Raw genomic sequence first — 16,420 nt, 5'->3', positions numbered from 1 at the left:
AGCCCCAATTTCTGACAGATTCCTTACTTAGCGCAAAAAATCCACACTGTTTATTGGCCCGTTAAGCCAGATTCACCTTTGTAAATAACCCGGTCGTTGCCACGGTTAATCCCGAAAGTAACGACTGCGGAAGGATCTTCATCACCTTTGTTGCGCCAATTGAAGCGTAACCAAGGGCGAGCACCCACTCCATTACATTGAATATTGTTGTCGTTAATATCATCAACCTTTTGTAAGGCGGTGTCACTGACACGTAACCAAAAACGCACTTGTTCACGTATTTCATTATTGATGTCGGTTGGCGATTGTTGCGCAAAAAGTTGCTCAGCAGTGCCTGCCGAGACCGTCCCGCTGCCACTGAGCGAAGCATTGCTGGTGGTTTGCGCTGTACTGTGCCAAATCACCTGACGACAGAACTTCACGCCATCGAAGTCACTGCCAGAATCGTCCCCGTTGGTGACAAACTGGTTGCCATCCCAGAATTCAACCTTCAGTGGTACGTTAATCTTGTTACCAGTATGGCCACCCACGTCTTGCAAGCGCATGCGTCCATAGCGGAAGACTGGCTGATTGATGAATGCTTTGCCCGACTTGACGATGACACCACTGTCATGCACTTCCAACTCTTTGCTCTCGAAATCAACGCCATCCACCACTGTACTGCTCCACAAGCCAAAACCTTGCGTAAAGGGCCCATCAGGCTCTGAGGTGTAAGGCACAGATGAAGTGGCTTTTTTTACAAACGCAAAGTCAGGCAAAGTAACGTTTAAGCCAACTAAAGACCAAGCAGGTTGCTGCCAAGTTAACGTCGAGTAATCTTTCACGCGATCATCGATTTCATTGTGCAACTCATCAACATTGAAATAAGAGACGGTTGAGACATACGCTGCATCGAACAAGCCATAATTCTGCGTCACTTGATCTGAGGCATTGTGTGCCTCAACACGAAAAGCATGTTCAATGGGTTGGTTCATGTACGCGAATGCCGAATGTCCGGTGGCATACGTCCAACTATTGCTCGCTAATACCAATTTCTCAGGCACAAAACGGCCGATATTACGATAGCCCAAGTTAATATCCCTTTGCAGATAATCGGCCTGTGCATCTGCCGTCACTTTCAAGCTACCCACTTCGTCCCAATAGAGCTGAGTGAAATCATAGTGTTGATTTGTACCACTGCCGCTGCCACTGTTGTGCGTTTTGGTGAGAGTACCTCTAAGTAATACACTAGTGCTCCCCCCTGAAGGAGAGTGCAAAGCACTGCTCATCTCAACGACAGCGCTAGGGGCCGTGCTGGCAAAGAAATTTTGGGTAATAGCAACCGTAGGAGTACAGTAACCACTTGTTTCTATTGCGCCCGTTACCGCGCCGCCGCTCTGCCAAACAATGGGTTTTACGTGAAGGTCAAATGGCTCAGAAGCCACTTTGAATTTAGTCCCAGAGGATGAAGTGCCATCCATGGGCAACGCTGGATTTTCACCGCTGCAGATGGCAAACGTCCACGGACGGGAATAGACATGGAACTGGCCTTTGAGGATCCCTGAACCTTCTATTGGACACCCTTGCACGCCCGTGCAATCAAAGTTCCCATCCTCCAGTTGTACCCGCATCACACCAGAATCACTAAAGGTTAAATCAGTATTACTGACACCTGCGGCAAATATTGGTGTGTAATCCAGTGCCCCTACACCGGGGTTGGGCTGTTCAAGAGTAGAGGTAGGATTGATTGTACCGTTATAGCCAATATCAACGACCTCTCCAGCATTGCAAGCTAAGACTTTCGCGTTGACAGGTTGGGGTTTAGCCGCAATCACATATTGATCGTCTATGGCAAACTTAAAGGGGACAAACTGATATTGTCCTGTTACCGTTGTATTAGCCTGGTCACCATTAATGTAGGCTTCAACCGAAACGGTTTTCGTTTGCATTGCACTTAGGGCGAGTGTTTGTGATAAAACGCCATTAGTGGGTTCTAATTGCTGGTCTACACCATCGATACGCACCGTTACTGAACCAGTGAAATCGGTGGCTAAAACACCATTGTTAAGCACACGTACCGTTGGGGTTAGGGTTTCGCAGGTCAACCCTATATCACTGCTTGGCGTAAGTTCTAGGGTGTAATTATTCGTCGGTTGTGTACAATCATTACCACCCGGTCTGTTTATTACCACGCCATTTTTCATCGTTAAAGTATGAGCCGTAACAGAGCCGAGAATAGTAATGGGGTTTTCAAAAGAGACCGTTTTTCCCAAAATGCTTCCTGGAAACGTGGCATTATTGGTTAGGAAGACAAACTCCGCTTCTGGGCCGTAAAAAATAACGTCTTGAGCTCCTGGCTGAAACTCAAATGCAAATGGATTGTTTAACTCAAACTTAGTTTTAACATTTATGAGCGATTGATGCCCAAAAATAAGTTTTAAATTTCCATCACTGTAGGTGACTGTTCCAAAAGTCACTAGAGAGCTCGGCCGGAAATAAGTTGAGATAGGAATTGAACCGCCTATCGTCATCGACTCTATATGAATATTATTAGCAAATGTCACTACAAGCTCAGAAGTTGCTCCTCCATACATAGAAACATTGAGAGATTTCAAATTGCCTACTATTTCTATATTGGTTTTGTTACCAGACACAGAGTGTTTACACAGAGTAGGGTTGGAAGTACAAACGGATGAAAAGTTTGAACCATTAATATCCAATATTGCATTTGATTTTTTAAAAATCACAACATTAGGTTCCTTTGCTTTTCTTTCTCTAATTAGTCCATCCGCATTCCCCACTTCACATCCTGCTGAATCACAAACGTTATGGGTATAGATTTGCCAAGGATCTGTTGCTGAATCAAACCCTGTTTTCAATAACGTTTTATTTCCCCAGTCTGTTGGTTTCGTAATTAAGTTTTGTTGTCGATAGGCATTTGACCAACCACGTATACGCGCAGTGTCTCCATTGTTAACATTAAGAAAACTAGCACCGTATGCAGCATAAGGACCTGTTGAAGAAATGCTCCAACTTTGTGCGGGCTCAGGGAACAAATCACAGATTTCTGGGAACTGAGGCTGGATGTCTGGAGGGGTAATATTACCACTACAAGCCACATCAACAACACCGCCTGCCACCAGTAACACCTGAGTCGGGTGAATCCCTTTTAAGTCAGCAGGATAATTACCAATGAATTGAAAATTATTTCCTGAGTAATCACTGAGGTAATAGGCTAGATTGCCAGATTTGTTACCTTGGCCTGGCGTAAAGATCAACTCAACTTTATAGTTCTCTCCAAGAGCGATGTTATTTAGGTCCTGAATAAAAGCACCATTAACTTGAATATTGTCCGTCCAAATGGGAACTAAATCATCGGAATCTGAAGGACTTTTCGAACCAAATAATGTTTCTTTTCCCGTCGCATTCACAATCGAAAAAGTCATTTTTATTGGTTCACTTGGATCAACAATACATGCCGATGAGAAGTGAGAAAATAACGCGAATAACAAAACCATCAGAAAAGACAGAAGTTCATTTAGTTTTATCATCTGCTACTCCTTCACCCACACTTCTTGCCGACGTTCAACTTCCACTATACCGCTACCACAAACCGCGATCGCTTCCACCCGATAGAAAGTTTCGCCTTGTAACTGTCCTATCGACTGGCAAGTCATTTGTGGACGACGACAAGGGCTATTGACGCTGACACTTGGCGTGTCACCTTGAATGGTAGCGCACGCGCTTGATACCGAGGCTGATTCGCCAGGCGGGTAGAGCTTAGTTAACGCCCATTCATTGGCGGAATGCGCCATTAACCATGCCTGTGTGCCCAACTGTTCTCGGGTTAAATTGTCGCTGTTAGACCAGTTAATCCGTGTCAATGACGAGGCGAGAAAACCCATCACCACAATGACGAAGATGGTGACCACCAGCATGTTTCCTTGTTGCTTACGTCGATTAGGGAACATTGAGCACCTGCACATCTTGTTGGTAATGACTGGTTTCACCATTTTGCGTAAACGTCAGTTTGATATGCACTAACCCACCCCGCTGCAGAGTCGGTTCCAGATATTGAAACGTGGCAGCTGAAACATTGTCGGCCACTTGCACACCATTTCGTGTAATTCGCTCTGCACTAAAACAGTACTCCACTGGCTCTACTGCATTATAAATATAGTGTCGATGGTTTATGGAGTTACTCTTCAAGTTAGCAACTTGATTCGTTAGTGAGTAATAACTAGCACTGGTCTCTACCGCAGACAAATCAAAAGCATCGGAGAGCAGGTCTTGCTGACGACTAGGATTTATCGTCAACTTTAACGTGGACAGCAACTGAGCAGAGACATTTGGGTTACCAATCAAAAAACGAATATCGTTTCCTTCCACCGCATAAAAACCCGAATAGACAATTGGATAAAAGGATAAGCAGCCATTTTCGTTGCTGAAACTGTTTGGCACAGCATGACGGAACTCGCGTGAAATTTTCTCTAGGACAAATTGCGCTTGGGTCTGAATGCGCTGCCTGTCTACAGAATCCGCATAGCCTTTGGTTCCCAACTCAACAAAGCCCGCAATGCCAAGCACCAGAATACTACCGACAATTAAAGTCAGCACCATTTCGACTAAGGTAAAACCCCGAGATTTCATCAATAGTTCCCCTTATAAGCCACAAGAGGATATGGACCATATTGCCCGGCATAGATCTGCATTTCGATACGTTTTAATGTGCTGATCGAACCATCATCTACACCATCCATGTCTGCATCGTAGAAGACATTCACTTCCACTCGGAAATTGGGGTACTCACTATCAATGGCGCTGCCAAACACATCCGCGAGTGATTTCTGAATGGTGCCAACTGGGCACTGAGATTGGGTGTTAGCGGTGTACCAACAGCCGATATAATCATCGACATCATTATACTCTGCAACCTGGATCTCTTCGGCACCCAAGCTACCGGCGGCGGTACAAGAGGAGCCATTCTCACCACAACGAGAACCTCCCCCATCAAAATTACTATTGTGATCAAAGCCTCGAGCCAAAATCTGGCTCATAAAGCCTTGCCCTAAGGCAATGGCGCGCGTTTGGTAGTGAGGGGCGGCAGAGTTTTTGACATTGGGGAACAACAAGCTCGTGAGAGTGACCATGGCAACCGCGATCAGCACCATGGCAACGATGCTTTCTATCAGAGTCATGCCTAGGTGTTTTTTCATCAGCAGCTCCCGCCACTGACATAGCCTTGGCTATTGATACAAACCGATGCACTTTCCCCGGAAGCGGAAAAAGTAATAGTGACACTATTAAGAGCAGAACCGTCTGTTTGCAATGGATTACCACGCAAATCGAAGCGGATAGGAGAGATTGTTGAGGAGACGGAAACACCTTCAAGTCGCATCACATCGCTGCGAGATTGCGCAGCTTGAGGCGTGGTGGCAACATCACAACCTGCACTGGAGCCTAAACAGCCACCGCTGGCGGTAAGTTCAAAACTCAAGTTGTAAGTGCCTGTGGTATTGGATTGCATACGATAGACTTGCAGCTGGCGAATGATCGAAATCGCCTGCTCTTGCGCGGCATACGCAGAAAAACTGCCGGTACCAATATAGCGACTGGCAGCGTATGCGGAGACGATACTGATCAACACGATCACGACGATTAGTTCGATCATAGTAAAGCCCCTGCAGTTCTTGTTCCACGGAGCTATAAGCATACTTGAGTCTCTACCCTTAATATCGACAAAAAGAGCCAGTCATTTTACCGGCCCCTTGATTAATACTAACGCAGATTAACACTTATCGGTATTAACAATCGTCGGTAGTAACAATTGTCGATGGCGCTTCAGACACAGCAGTGCCTGATGCCTCTGTATAAGATACGTAGCACTTTGTGGCAACAATCTGTGCTGCAGTAGTTAAGTTAGCATTCTTAAATGTGATCAGAGTTTGAGAACCAGATACTTGATTTGTCCAATCAGAACTAAAGCCGACAACGGCTTGATCAATACCGCCTGCTTTCGCCATAGGATAACCATAGATAGTAGCAATACCATCTACAGATGTTTCGACTTCCTTAGTTTCAAGACCGAGAATAGCCGCACGACCATATACGATACCCGCAGCGCCATCTATTGCCCCTTTTAGACCCTGTAGCGATGCTTTTCTTGCATCGTTTTGCAGATTTAGAAAACGCGGAGCTGCTGTTACTGCCAAAATACCGAGAATTACAATCACCACAACTAACTCAATCAGGGTGAAACCGCCTTGTCTTTTCATAGTCTTCTCTCTCTATGTTTCAATCGTGCAGGGTTACTGCAAAGTTACGGTCACACGACCATTTTTCGCTTCATATTCAAACTGATGCTGAGTATTGCCGTCAAGTTGAATATACGTACATTTGGCATTTGCTGAGTCAGCAGATGCTGAATATTTGAAGCCACTAGCACTTGTGGTGTCCGAACCTGCAATGCCAACCTTCGGTGGGTTTTGCAACAAGTTCTCCATTAAGTCTACACACATTTGACTCGTTAGCTCAGGAGGATAACTGGAAAAGCCGCCAGCTAAGCCCCACGGATAGCCATCACGGAAACCAGTATCTGTGTTAGCGTCATCTTTTGAACGCGTCAGCCAAAAGTCGACGCCATCATAGTTTACGGTGTTTTGCTCTTGGCTACTGATGCTTCGTGAAGGACGTGCTTCCGCTTCCCACTGGGCACGCGCAGACAACACGCCAGTCGCATACCCACCCGCGACACCTTCAATACTGGCTTTTTTGGCTGCATCGGTCACATCCAAAAATCGAGGAAGCGCGGCAACCGCCAATAAACCAACGACGACGATCACCACCACCAGTTCAACCAAAGAAAAACCATCTTGCTTTTGTTTCATACACAACCTTTTACTTATAGGTTTTGGGTATTATACCCATCTTTGCATTTCAAAATAGAACAACACGTCAAAAAACATTACTCTGTCATCTTTTCGACACTAATTTTCAAAACCTTACGTTGTTGGGTTACCACAACCAACAAATCAGCTTGATAATTAAATCGACACTGATAAGCACCGTTTATCTCTTGTTCATCAATACTGAGTAACTGAGACTCCAGAATTCGACGCTCAGGAAAGTGCAAATCAAGCCAGTTCTGGCATTGAAACTGACCATGTTCATCTTTTAGTGGTACCCATCCGTAAGCCGACATGGGAATCCGCTGCCCGTCCATTTCTAATCGTTTCGGTTTTCCCTGCAAGAGCCATTCCTGTTTATAGAGGTTTGCTCTTTCCAGCATGCGTTTAACCGACACTTCCGAGGCGGCTTTTGACGCTTCGTTTTCTACCGGCTGCCAAATCTGCGCAAACACCGCAAACAGTGTGACGACCAACAGCAGCCAAAACACCAAACTTGCACGATTTGTCTCTCGCCCCATCCTTTTTAACCCTTGATAACGTCAAGCATCCCCCACATAGGAAGGAAGATACCCAGTGCAAGCACCAGAACCATCCCCGCTACAATCACCAACAATATTGGCTCAATACGAGCAGTGAGGGTTTTGAGATCGTAATCCACCTCACGATCATAGAAATCCGCCACTTCCATCAAGAGCTCATCAATACGACCCGTTTCTTCACCCACGGAGATCATTTGAATCACTAACGGCGTAAAAATGCCACTATTGATCGCCGTGACCGACACTTGGCTACCCGCCTCGATATCGGCTTTCATTTTGAGGATCTTAAGTTCCAAATAGCGATTTCCCATTGCCTCTGCAGATAACGACAGCGATTGGTTCAATGGAACGCCCGCTTGAAGCATCAACGCAAAGGTACGAGAGAAACGAGACAACTGAGCACGGTTAACCACCCCACCCACCACCGGTAATTTTAGACGCCATCGATCCCAACGCTCGCGCCCATCCGCCGTGGCAACCCATGCTTTAAAGCCAAAGATAAGGCCAACAATGAGCCCCGCCAACAGCATCCAGTAGTTAACAAAAAACTCTGACATACCAATCAGAATTTTCGTTGGCAAGGGTAAGTCTACGCCAAACCGGCTAAACATAGAGGCAAACTGCGGGATCACTTTCACATTGAGGATAAACATCGCCACAACAATAAAACTGATCACGAATGTAGGGTAGCGCATCGCAGTTTTAATCCGTTTGCGCGTTTCCAGCTCTTGCTCGTAATAATTGGCCAGCTGCAACAAGGCCTGATCAAGACGACCGGTGTTTTCGCCGACATGGATCATCGATACAAACAGCGAGCTAAATACTTTTGAATGCAGCTGCATCGAGGCCGACAAACTGCGACCATTGGTCAGCTCGCCCACCACTTCTTCAAGAGCGGTTTTCAGTTGCTTGTTTTCACAGTTTTGCACTAAACCACGCATTGCACGCAGTAACGGAACGCCCGCTTTAGTCAAGCTGTATAGCTGTCGACAAAACAGTACCAAGATCTCTAACGGGATCGCAGGCGAAAATAACGCATTGAGATCAAAGCTCTGCTCGGTACTCGTTTTACCTTTGGTGATCGAGACCGGAATAATGCCTCGATTCATCAACTGCTCGGCAGCTGCTTCTGACGTCACGGCATCAATTTTCCCGTTCGTTTTGTTGCCATCAAGGGTTCTGCCTTGGTAGTGAAAGGTGGCCATTGCTTCACCTTACATCAGAATGGCGTCAGCAACCCCGGAGGAGTCACCTTCACCTAAAGTCATCACTTCATCCAAACTCACTACCCCTTTAAGTGCGAGTTCCATCGCTGACGCTAACAGAGGTTTGTAGTTTGGAGAGCGACGAGCAGCGTGCGCAAAACCGACCGCATCGTTTGCTCGCAGTGCGTCCATCATCTCGTGCTCTAACTCAAGCATCTCAAAGACACCGATACGACCACGATACCCAGTCAGGTTACAATTTTGGCAACCGCGTCCTTTCACAAAGCCCGCTTCCACTTGATTTGGGAAACGCTGAGCCAACCACGCTTTGCGCGACTCGCCCACATGATCTTCCGTTTTGCAATCCGGACACACTCGGCGAACTAATCGCTGTGCCACCACTGCACGCACAGCACTAGCAACCAGATATCCAGGCGCACCCATGTCAATCATACGCAGCGCACTATCGACCGCATCGTTGGTGTGTAAGGTACTTAACACTAAGTGCCCCGTTAACGCGGCACGTAAACCAATTTCGACGGTTTCATGGTCACGCATCTCACCGATCAAAATAATATCAGGATCCTGACGAAGAAAAGTTCGTAACACAGTCGAGAAGTCGAGATTGATCTTGGGATTGATCTGCACTTGGTTGACTCGAGATAAGCGGTATTCAACCGGATCTTCGGCGGTAATGATCTTCTTGCCCGGTTGATTGAGTTCTGTTAACGCGCCATACAGTGTGGTGGTTTTTCCCGATCCTGTTGGACCCGTTACCAAGATCATGCCATGGGGACGCTTAAGCTGACGACGCAAGCGAAGTAGAAGATCCTCCGGCAAACCAGATTCTTCCAATTTTCTCACCCCTGATGACTGGTTTAACAAACGCATCACCACCGATTCACCATACTGAACTGGCATGGTCGACATACGGATATCAACCGACTGACCTTTAGAGCGGATGTTAAAACGACCATCTTGCGGCAAGCGTTTTTCAGATATATCGAGGTTCGCCATCAACTTCAAACGCAACACGAGCGCTGGCGCAATGTTGACTTCATTGAGCAAGGTTTCATGCAATACGCCATCAATACGCTGGCGTAAACGCAGTACTTTCGCATCGGGTTCAATGTGGATATCCGACGCACCAACTTGAATGGCATCTTCAAACATAGAGTTGATCAGTTTTACAACCGTCACTTCGTCGCTGTCATTGTCTTCGATGTTGAAATCAAATGCATCGTTGACTTGGTGCTCCGCTTGCAGCTGCTCTGCGAAAGTGGCGATTTCTTTGGTTCGACGATAGTAGCGGTCAAAACCTTCCACCAACTGTCGCTCTGGCGCAATAACAAATTCAATGCCGTATTGGCCCAACTGGCCAATCAGTGCTTCTTGTGCAAACAAATCGGCTGGATCACTCATCGCAATACGCAATGTGTCACCATTTCGTCCGATGACGAGGGCACGTAAGCGACGAGCATGTACTTCGGATAACAGCTGTACCGCCTCAGTATCTACAGTCGCACGATTCAAATCAATCAGCGGTAAATCCAGCTGTTGAGAAAGGAAAGCCAGCATCTGTTGCTCGCTGAGGAAACCCAAATCAATCAGTGTATCGCCAAGCTTACGACCACTACTACGCTGTGCGCCGAGCGCCTGATCAAGTTGAGCTTCGTTGATAATGCCCTCTTCAACAAGCAGGTCACCAAGGCGCTTCCTTAATCTTACTTTCATTGTGCACTCTCCAAATTCTGCAACAGCGCGAGCCGATCTTTAATAAAACGTTGAGATTGGTTGGAAATACCCACTTTCGACAGGGCCGCTTGGTAGGAGTTTTGAGCCGATTTGAAGTCCAAAGCGCGCTCTTGCTGGATGGCAAGTCCAAGCCACCATCGAGCATTCTCACTGTCCATTTGACTGAGCCGCTGATAACTTTCCAGTGCAATATCGTCTTTCTTCAGTTTTTGCGCTAAAGCCGCTCGCATCGCGAGATACTCTTTTCCAGAATGATCGTAAATCGCCACTAGAGGAGAAAGTGCGGCTTCATTTTGATTGGCTTTAATCAACATTTTGCTCAAAGCAATGCGCAACGTTTCACCTTCAGGATCAAGTGCAATGCCAGCCTGAAGCAGTTCATACGCTTTGCGGCTATCCCCTTTGCCAAAATAGAGCGCGGCAAGTTTTTGTCTCACCACTTCATTATTCGGTGTATGGCGTAGTGCTTCACTGTAAGCAGAAAGCGCATTTTGTAAGTTATTGGCATCCAGCGCTTTCTCTGCACGGCCAATGGCTTTCTCTGCCAATTGTTCTTTGCTCAGTTCAACCTGCTCAATCACCATACCTTCAGACTCAGAAGAAACAGGGGCAGATACTTGGTTTCCCGAAGTCACAGCCGATGAAGAATGAGTATGGGATTCTGTCGTTTGACGCTTGGCTGGTACATCCGTTTTAGCGACCACGATCGATTCTTTAGTCGAAGTCGTTGTCACTTTAGTTGGCACTGGGCGTATGACGCTTTTCTCGGCAGCCATTTTCGGCGAGTTCGTGGTTACATCGGTGAAGACTGCAGGCTGCGATACCACAACACTTTCAGAGGTCGCAGAAAGGACTTTTTGAGTTGGAGAAGCAAGGGGCACTTCGTTTGCTTGCTCCGTGGTTACCGTCGTGATGGGCGCACGCACGATCTGCACCTCAGGTTGAGATTGCGTGATCGCCCAGCCGCCTACCGCCAAACTGAGAGCAAAACCCGTTGCTATCCACAAAATGGGTTTTGCCGATGAGACTTTCGGCAAGACTGCTCTTTGCAATTGAGTAGGCTGTTTTTTTTGACTTGCTAACTCCGCAAGTGCTTTGTTTATCTCACTCAAGATGCTCTCCATCCCCAAAGTACTGGTTTTTTAAACAACGGTTTACAAGCGTCATAAGTGTCATGAATCGCGGTAAACAAATGATGATTGGTCACCTGATGTTGCTTTTGCATGTAGGCCAACAAAAATGCCTTATGACACAACTGATTAATTAAGCGAGGAATGCCACCCGCGCCACGCCAAAGTGCTTTCTTTTGTTCCAACGTGAGGTATTCACGCTCGCTTCCAGCTTTACTTAGGCGGCTATCAATAAACGCGACGCCCTCTTCCAAGGTTAACGCCCTAAGTTGACAGCTGAAGGTGATTCGCTGGCGAAACTGTCTCAATTCATGTTGCGCGATACGCTCGTCGAGCTCCGGCTGTCCAAATAAAACCATCTGTAACAGCTTTTCCTGTTCCGTTTCTAAATTACCAAACAAACGTAGTGCTTCCATCGCTTCAAGTGGTAAGGCTTGAGCTTCATCCACCAGCAATACTGTTTTGACGCCACGCTGTCGCATGCCAATGAGTGATTCTTGAATCAGCGGCACCAAGCTAACGGAGTCATACACCTTTAAACCCATTTCTCGTGCAATTGCCATTTGCAACTCGTGACCACTCAAGACGGGATTGGGTAAATAAACCAAGTTCACTTTGTCACTCAACTGGTCGATCAACATGCGACACACCATGGTTTTCCCTGTGCCGACTTCACCCGTCACTTTGACGATCCCTTCTCCCATTTCTAGCGCAGCCATCACTGTTTGAATAGCTTCAAAATGGGGCCCTAACCCCAAAAAAAGTTCCGTATTTGGGGTTTGTGAAAAAGGCTGAGTATGAAAACCAAAATGCTGTAAATACATGGTTTATCTACTATTGGTCAGGAAACCACTCCTGAAGTAAGTCACGTGAACGTTCCAATTCTTTTTGCCAAGTATTCACCCCAACAACCGTCGGCTTGAGTAAAATCACTAACTCAGTTTTCTGAGTTAAATTCGAGGTATTACGGAATAAATGACCTAAGGCCGGAATATCACCGAAAAACGGCACTTTCGAAACACGTTCAACGGTGTTCGATTTCATCAAACCGCCAATCACCACCACATCGCCATCACGAGCACGAATCACAGAATCCGATTCACGAATCGAGCTTTTCGCCAATGGCAGAGTGATATTTTGGAAATCACCACCTAAGTTCAACTGTTTGGTTTCCTCCTCCACCTCAATCACCGCAGGGTGTACATGCAGGAAGACGTTCCCTTTGTCGTCTATTTGTGGCGTCACATCTAACGAAATTCCAGAGAAGAATGGTGTTAACGTCACTTCAGGCACCGCATTGGAGTTCTCCCCGTTGCCCGCATTGCTAGACAATGACGTTACGTAGTATTGGTCACTACCCACTTTGATCACCGCTTTCTGGTTGTTCGAAGCGGTCACTCGTGGGCTGGAAAGCACATTAAGATCGCCTTGCGTCGACATAAAACTCAGCACAGCCTCAAAACTACCGTCAGAAATGGTAACGTTCGTTTGACCACCGAGCAGTGAACCAATGGCATCTAAACCAGGTAAAACGGTTGAGCCCGGTCTATTCACCACAATACTGCCTGAGTTACCAATTGAAGCCGAGATATTGGACCAGTTGATGCCCTGCTGATAGCCGTCACTCAAGGTCACTTCAAGGATCTTGGCTTCGAGAATCACTTGGCGCTGCATACGCTCCTGAGAAATGCCAAGGAACTGTCTTACTTCACGAATCTCATCAGGGAAAGCTCGAACGGTAATCACACCTGCTTGCGGCGTGACCACTACACTTTGCCCCTTGCCAGAACCAATCAGATTTGCGACCGCCTGTTGCAAGAGCGGCCAAAAATCGCTTTCAGTGATGGTTTCAATACGAGTACCACCACTGGAAGTCGTTGTGGTATCTCCATTGTTGGAACTGTTATTACTGGAACTATTATTGGAATCAGAATCACCACCAGAACTGGTTGAACCGGTTGAGGTCACTGAACCCGTGACAATACTGGTCAACGAGCGGCCTGAACGTTGGAACTGAATGTAATCAACAGGAATGGTCACCGTGCGTAAACCTGCTGGATACACTTGAATCACTTTACCTGTTTTCATCACATCATAACCGTACATATCTTGCACAATCATCAAGATGTCATCCAAGGTTACATCACTGACATTCAAGGTGATTCGGCCGGTTACATCGGGATGAACCGCGACACTAAACTCAGTTCCCTTAATTAATGAGGTAAAGAACTGCCTTGCTTCAACACCACTGGCTTTAATTCTAAAGCGCTTTACCGTGTTGCTCGTATTGGCATTACTCGTTTCTAGCTCTGGCATCAAATCTTCTTCAACAGAGGGAGGAAGGTCATCTAGTGCACGGCTATTCGCCTCATTGATGGACTGATTTAAGGTCTGTTTGACTTCAACGGGATCCCTGTGCCCCATCGAGCACCCCATCAGCGAGGCAATGATAATTCCTACTACAATCTTGCGCATTTGATTCAAACCCTATTATTCTTTTATATCCAGATTAAAAAGCTCTAATTTCCATACCTTTGAGCCTCTCTTCAACGTCACCACTTCTGAATCAATTTGAGTGACTTTATAACCTCGAATCGTTTCTCCGACACTGACCACATCATCATTTAAAATCGCAACACACTCTTTGGGTGACTGGCAAACGATGCTTTGCAATGTTGGCAAACGATACTGAACTTGCCCCGCACTTTTGGTTTGAGAAGGCTTTGTCCAACCTAACGGCGCGGTGGGGTCCTGAGTCGCATAGGATGGACTGCAGAACAACATTAGAGATAGCACAAGATACCTAACCACCGATAAACTCCTGTCTTGTCCCTAGGGTGTAAACCTCCAGCACGACTCTCGCCTGAGGGTATTTTTCCACTTGATAGTGAAAGCTTCGCCAATAATATCTCACTGGCAAGTTTTCCAATTTGTTCAAATAGGCTTGAATGGCGAAGAAGTCACCGGTCATTTCAAGCCGAACCGGGTGCAAGTAATACCCCGAATATTCGGAATTTTCTGGATTGCCCTCAATCGGTTCTGCACGCAGCGATTCCAATGCAATAAGCTTAATGCCTTTCGTCCCATCCAAGACGCTTTCCAGTAGCTCCGCCATCTGGCTAGGTGATAACAGATTACCAATTAACTCAGACAGCTGCAGCCCAAGATCTTGACTACGAGCCAGCAAGCTTTTCATCTCAATCTCGATATCTCTATTTGGATCTTTATTGAGCTTAGCTTGAATAACGAGCAAGTCACCCTGAAGCTTTTGGTTACTTTGTTGGACACTCACAAGTTGTGCTTTTTTCGATGACAACTCTTTCCAAGCGGGCTCTACCACCAAAGTAAACAGCACCAAAATCACAACCACAAAACCACACAAGGTAATAAGCCACTTCTCACGCCCACTTAACGCGAGAAACTTGGCGTTCAAATCATTCCATTGTTGCTTCATTTGCCGTTCCCTTCAGCTCGAGTTTTGAGTTCAAATGTGATCACATCATCCTCATTACGGCTAATGCTAACCTTATCGAAGTTGCGCCCCACTAAAGGGGTCTCCAGTTTAAATTGGTTGACCCAATTGGGTACTGCATTTGCGCTGATCGCCAACCCTTTAATATCGAGGTTCGTCCCGACAACATGAATATCGGTCAGCGAGATGTCGTTGCGCCCCAACTTCGCCAACGACTGCATCATACTCGAGTAGCCCGTTTGCAAAGAGGCATCATATTGACTGATTGCAGCGAGAGAAGCTTCTTGTGCACGCACTTTGACTTTTAGCCGCTCAACAGCCGCCATTTTTTCAGAAGATGGCTTATGTTTTTCAAGCTTCGATTGCTGCTCTGCCACCTGCTGACGCAATTGTTGAGTTTGCGCATTCAGTTCAGCCAACTGGTTATCTACCCCCATTTTTTGCCATAAGGTTAGAGCAAAAATAAGCAGCAGCATTAAAGAAGTTGCCCCCAAAGAAGCAACAACAGTATTTAGAGAAAAGAGCTCTTTTTTAGGCTTGAGATATTCTGGGTAAAGATTGACTGAAAATGTGGTTTGTAGCGCAGCACACTGTACCGCGAGACTCCCTGAGGGAGCCATAGATTCATTTAACAACGAGGCGTTAGCACTCAAGCGTTCATTCAATGCCGCTACTAGTGTCTCTTGATCTTCATCGTCACAACAAATTTTCAGTTGATTAAGAGAAATGCCTTTCACCTGAGAGGAAAGGTAATCCAGTGAGCGCTGAAGCTCGAGAGCCAAACCATCAAGCTGTAACTCACTGGCGGACTCCCCAGTCAACGGCGGAAAGACTGAGCGCATTGTACGTTGAAACATAGGGGTATGTTCCACAAACGCCCCTAGCTTAAACTGGCCTTTAACACTACGCTGCAGCAATAGAAAATTGGCCAACTCCCCTGCACTCTGCGCCCAAATTTCATCCTCAGGGACGATCGAACCCAGTTCACATTGATTTTGTGCAACAACAACCAGAAGCTTGTCTAGGATTTTTTTAGACAAGACATAGACTTGAAGCTTGTTGCTATTTGGCAATAGCTGAGCATCGGCAACAATCTCTGTCGGACGCTCGGAGATAAGGTCTTTGACTAAAAAAGGCAGCGCTTCAGGCCACTCTTCACGAGGCACCGCAGGCTTGTCAATTTGAAAAACTTGGTAATGATGACTGGCAAGAACAACGGTGATTGTCTCATTTGGCGTAAATTGCGTCTGCAATACTTTATCCAGCGCTTTTTCCCAGCTCTCTTCTATTGCCTCATAAGGAGAAGAATTCTGTTCATCATGAGAGACAAAATAGACGGCATCGGGTTGAAGCATCACATACCGTTGACGCCCCACCGATTTTTGTCCTTTTAATTTTTCTAGAAATGACTTCACATTCATCAATTTTTCTT

General features: G+C 46.4%; 16 protein-coding genes. All 16 read right to left on the bottom strand.

What is annotated here, in order from left to right:
- Positions 1-50: 50 nt before the first annotated feature.
- Positions 51-3,530 carry a DUF6701 domain-containing protein gene (locus FC652_RS20570; protein WP_255199168.1) on the bottom strand — a complete coding sequence of 1,160 codons (3,480 nt, stop codon included), beginning with the start codon at positions 3,528-3,530 and terminating at the stop codon, positions 51-53.
- A gap of 3 nt (positions 3,531-3,533) precedes the next feature.
- Positions 3,534-3,950: an MSHA biogenesis protein MshP gene (locus FC652_RS13380; RefSeq protein ID WP_176298976.1), complete on the bottom strand. Its 417-nt coding sequence runs from the start codon at positions 3,948-3,950 to the stop codon at positions 3,534-3,536.
- The gene (locus FC652_RS13375; RefSeq protein ID WP_176298975.1) at positions 3,940-4,629 is read right to left on the bottom strand and encodes a PilW family protein; all 690 of its coding nucleotides are present in this window, start codon (positions 4,627-4,629) and stop codon (positions 3,940-3,942) included. The genes FC652_RS13380 and FC652_RS13375 overlap by 11 nt, the downstream gene beginning before the upstream one ends.
- A complete protein-coding gene (locus FC652_RS13370) occupies positions 4,629-5,195 on the bottom strand; it encodes a prepilin-type N-terminal cleavage/methylation domain-containing protein (RefSeq protein WP_176298974.1) in 567 nt (188 codons plus the stop codon). Before FC652_RS13370 ends, FC652_RS13375 begins: the two co-directional genes overlap by 1 nt.
- Complete coding sequence (locus FC652_RS13365) at positions 5,195-5,692, bottom strand: prepilin-type N-terminal cleavage/methylation domain-containing protein (RefSeq protein WP_176298973.1); 498 nt, start codon at positions 5,690-5,692, stop codon at positions 5,195-5,197. Before FC652_RS13365 ends, FC652_RS13370 begins: the two co-directional genes overlap by 1 nt.
- Before the next feature lie 91 nt (positions 5,693-5,783).
- On the bottom strand, positions 5,784-6,254 hold the full coding sequence (locus tag FC652_RS13360; protein ID WP_176298972.1) for a type II secretion system protein: 471 nt from the start codon (positions 6,252-6,254) through the stop codon (positions 5,784-5,786).
- A gap of 33 nt (positions 6,255-6,287) precedes the next feature.
- The gene (locus tag FC652_RS13355) at positions 6,288-6,866 is read right to left on the bottom strand and encodes a prepilin-type N-terminal cleavage/methylation domain-containing protein (protein ID WP_176298971.1); all 579 of its coding nucleotides are present in this window, start codon (positions 6,864-6,866) and stop codon (positions 6,288-6,290) included.
- Between the two features lie 77 nt (positions 6,867-6,943).
- Positions 6,944-7,405 carry an MSHA biogenesis protein MshF gene (locus tag FC652_RS13350; protein ID WP_176298970.1) on the bottom strand — a complete coding sequence of 154 codons (462 nt, stop codon included), beginning with the start codon at positions 7,403-7,405 and terminating at the stop codon, positions 6,944-6,946.
- A 5-nt stretch (positions 7,406-7,410) separates the two neighbouring features.
- Positions 7,411-8,631 carry a type II secretion system F family protein gene (locus FC652_RS13345; RefSeq protein ID WP_176298969.1) on the bottom strand — a complete coding sequence of 407 codons (1,221 nt, stop codon included), beginning with the start codon at positions 8,629-8,631 and terminating at the stop codon, positions 7,411-7,413.
- A gap of 9 nt (positions 8,632-8,640) precedes the next feature.
- Positions 8,641-10,365: a GspE/PulE family protein gene (locus FC652_RS13340; RefSeq protein WP_176298968.1), complete on the bottom strand. Its 1,725-nt coding sequence runs from the start codon at positions 10,363-10,365 to the stop codon at positions 8,641-8,643.
- Positions 10,362-11,498 carry a lipopolysaccharide assembly protein LapB gene (locus FC652_RS13335; RefSeq protein ID WP_176298967.1) on the bottom strand — a complete coding sequence of 379 codons (1,137 nt, stop codon included), beginning with the start codon at positions 11,496-11,498 and terminating at the stop codon, positions 10,362-10,364. Before FC652_RS13335 ends, FC652_RS13340 begins: the two co-directional genes overlap by 4 nt.
- Positions 11,495-12,340 (bottom strand): ExeA family protein, encoded by an 846-nt coding sequence (locus FC652_RS13330; RefSeq protein WP_176298966.1) that lies wholly within the window; start codon positions 12,338-12,340, stop codon positions 11,495-11,497. Before FC652_RS13330 ends, FC652_RS13335 begins: the two co-directional genes overlap by 4 nt.
- A 10-nt stretch (positions 12,341-12,350) precedes the next feature.
- Positions 12,351-13,991 (bottom strand): pilus (MSHA type) biogenesis protein MshL, encoded by a 1,641-nt coding sequence (gene mshL / locus FC652_RS13325; protein WP_176298965.1) that lies wholly within the window; start codon positions 13,989-13,991, stop codon positions 12,351-12,353.
- A 15-nt stretch (positions 13,992-14,006) separates the two neighbouring features.
- The gene (locus FC652_RS13320) at positions 14,007-14,327 is read right to left on the bottom strand and encodes an MSHA biogenesis protein MshK (RefSeq protein ID WP_176298964.1); all 321 of its coding nucleotides are present in this window, start codon (positions 14,325-14,327) and stop codon (positions 14,007-14,009) included.
- Positions 14,320-14,970: a type II secretion system protein GspM gene (gene gspM / locus FC652_RS13315; RefSeq protein ID WP_176298963.1), complete on the bottom strand. Its 651-nt coding sequence runs from the start codon at positions 14,968-14,970 to the stop codon at positions 14,320-14,322. The genes FC652_RS13320 and gspM overlap by 8 nt, the downstream gene beginning before the upstream one ends.
- Positions 14,967-16,409, bottom strand: coding sequence for an MSHA biogenesis protein MshI (locus FC652_RS13310; RefSeq protein WP_176298962.1), 1,443 nt, complete (start codon positions 16,407-16,409; stop codon positions 14,967-14,969). Before FC652_RS13310 ends, gspM begins: the two co-directional genes overlap by 4 nt.
- Positions 16,410-16,420: the final 11 nt, after the last annotated feature.

Source organism: Vibrio sp. 05-20-BW147, assembly GCF_013369385.1.
GTDB classification, from domain to species: Bacteria; Pseudomonadota; Gammaproteobacteria; order Enterobacterales; family Vibrionaceae; genus Vibrio; species Vibrio floridensis.
This window is presented reverse-complemented; position numbering and strand designations above follow the sequence as displayed.

What these genes read in the sequence shown, in the direction of transcription:
- FC652_RS13375 (WP_176298975.1), bottom strand. Translation starts at nt 4,629, where the DNA reads ATGAAATCTCGGGGTTTTACCTTAGTCGAAATGGTGCTGACTTTAATT.
- FC652_RS13330 (WP_176298966.1), bottom strand. Translation starts at nt 12,340, where the DNA reads ATGTATTTACAGCATTTTGGTTTTCATACTCAGCCTTTTTCACAAACC.
- FC652_RS13340 (WP_176298968.1), bottom strand. Translation starts at nt 10,365, where the DNA reads ATGAAAGTAAGATTAAGGAAGCGCCTTGGTGACCTGCTTGTTGAAGAG.
- FC652_RS13355 (WP_176298971.1), bottom strand. Translation starts at nt 6,866, where the DNA reads ATGAAACAAAAGCAAGATGGTTTTTCTTTGGTTGAACTGGTGGTGGTG.
- FC652_RS13360 (WP_176298972.1), bottom strand. Translation starts at nt 6,254, where the DNA reads ATGAAAAGACAAGGCGGTTTCACCCTGATTGAGTTAGTTGTGGTGATT.
- FC652_RS13380 (WP_176298976.1), bottom strand. Translation starts at nt 3,950, where the DNA reads ATGTTCCCTAATCGACGTAAGCAACAAGGAAACATGCTGGTGGTCACC.
- FC652_RS13310 (WP_176298962.1), bottom strand. Translation starts at nt 16,409, where the DNA reads ATGAATGTGAAGTCATTTCTAGAAAAATTAAAAGGACAAAAATCGGTG.
- mshL (WP_176298965.1), bottom strand. Translation starts at nt 13,991, where the DNA reads ATGCGCAAGATTGTAGTAGGAATTATCATTGCCTCGCTGATGGGGTGC.
- gspM (WP_176298963.1), bottom strand. Translation starts at nt 14,970, where the DNA reads ATGAAGCAACAATGGAATGATTTGAACGCCAAGTTTCTCGCGTTAAGT.
- FC652_RS13350 (WP_176298970.1), bottom strand. Translation starts at nt 7,405, where the DNA reads ATGGGGCGAGAGACAAATCGTGCAAGTTTGGTGTTTTGGCTGCTGTTG.
- FC652_RS20570 (WP_255199168.1), bottom strand. Translation starts at nt 3,530, where the DNA reads ATGATAAAACTAAATGAACTTCTGTCTTTTCTGATGGTTTTGTTATTC.
- FC652_RS13345 (WP_176298969.1), bottom strand. Translation starts at nt 8,631, where the DNA reads ATGGCCACCTTTCACTACCAAGGCAGAACCCTTGATGGCAACAAAACG.
- FC652_RS13370 (WP_176298974.1), bottom strand. Translation starts at nt 5,195, where the DNA reads ATGAAAAAACACCTAGGCATGACTCTGATAGAAAGCATCGTTGCCATG.
- FC652_RS13365 (WP_176298973.1), bottom strand. Translation starts at nt 5,692, where the DNA reads ATGCTTATAGCTCCGTGGAACAAGAACTGCAGGGGCTTTACTATGATC.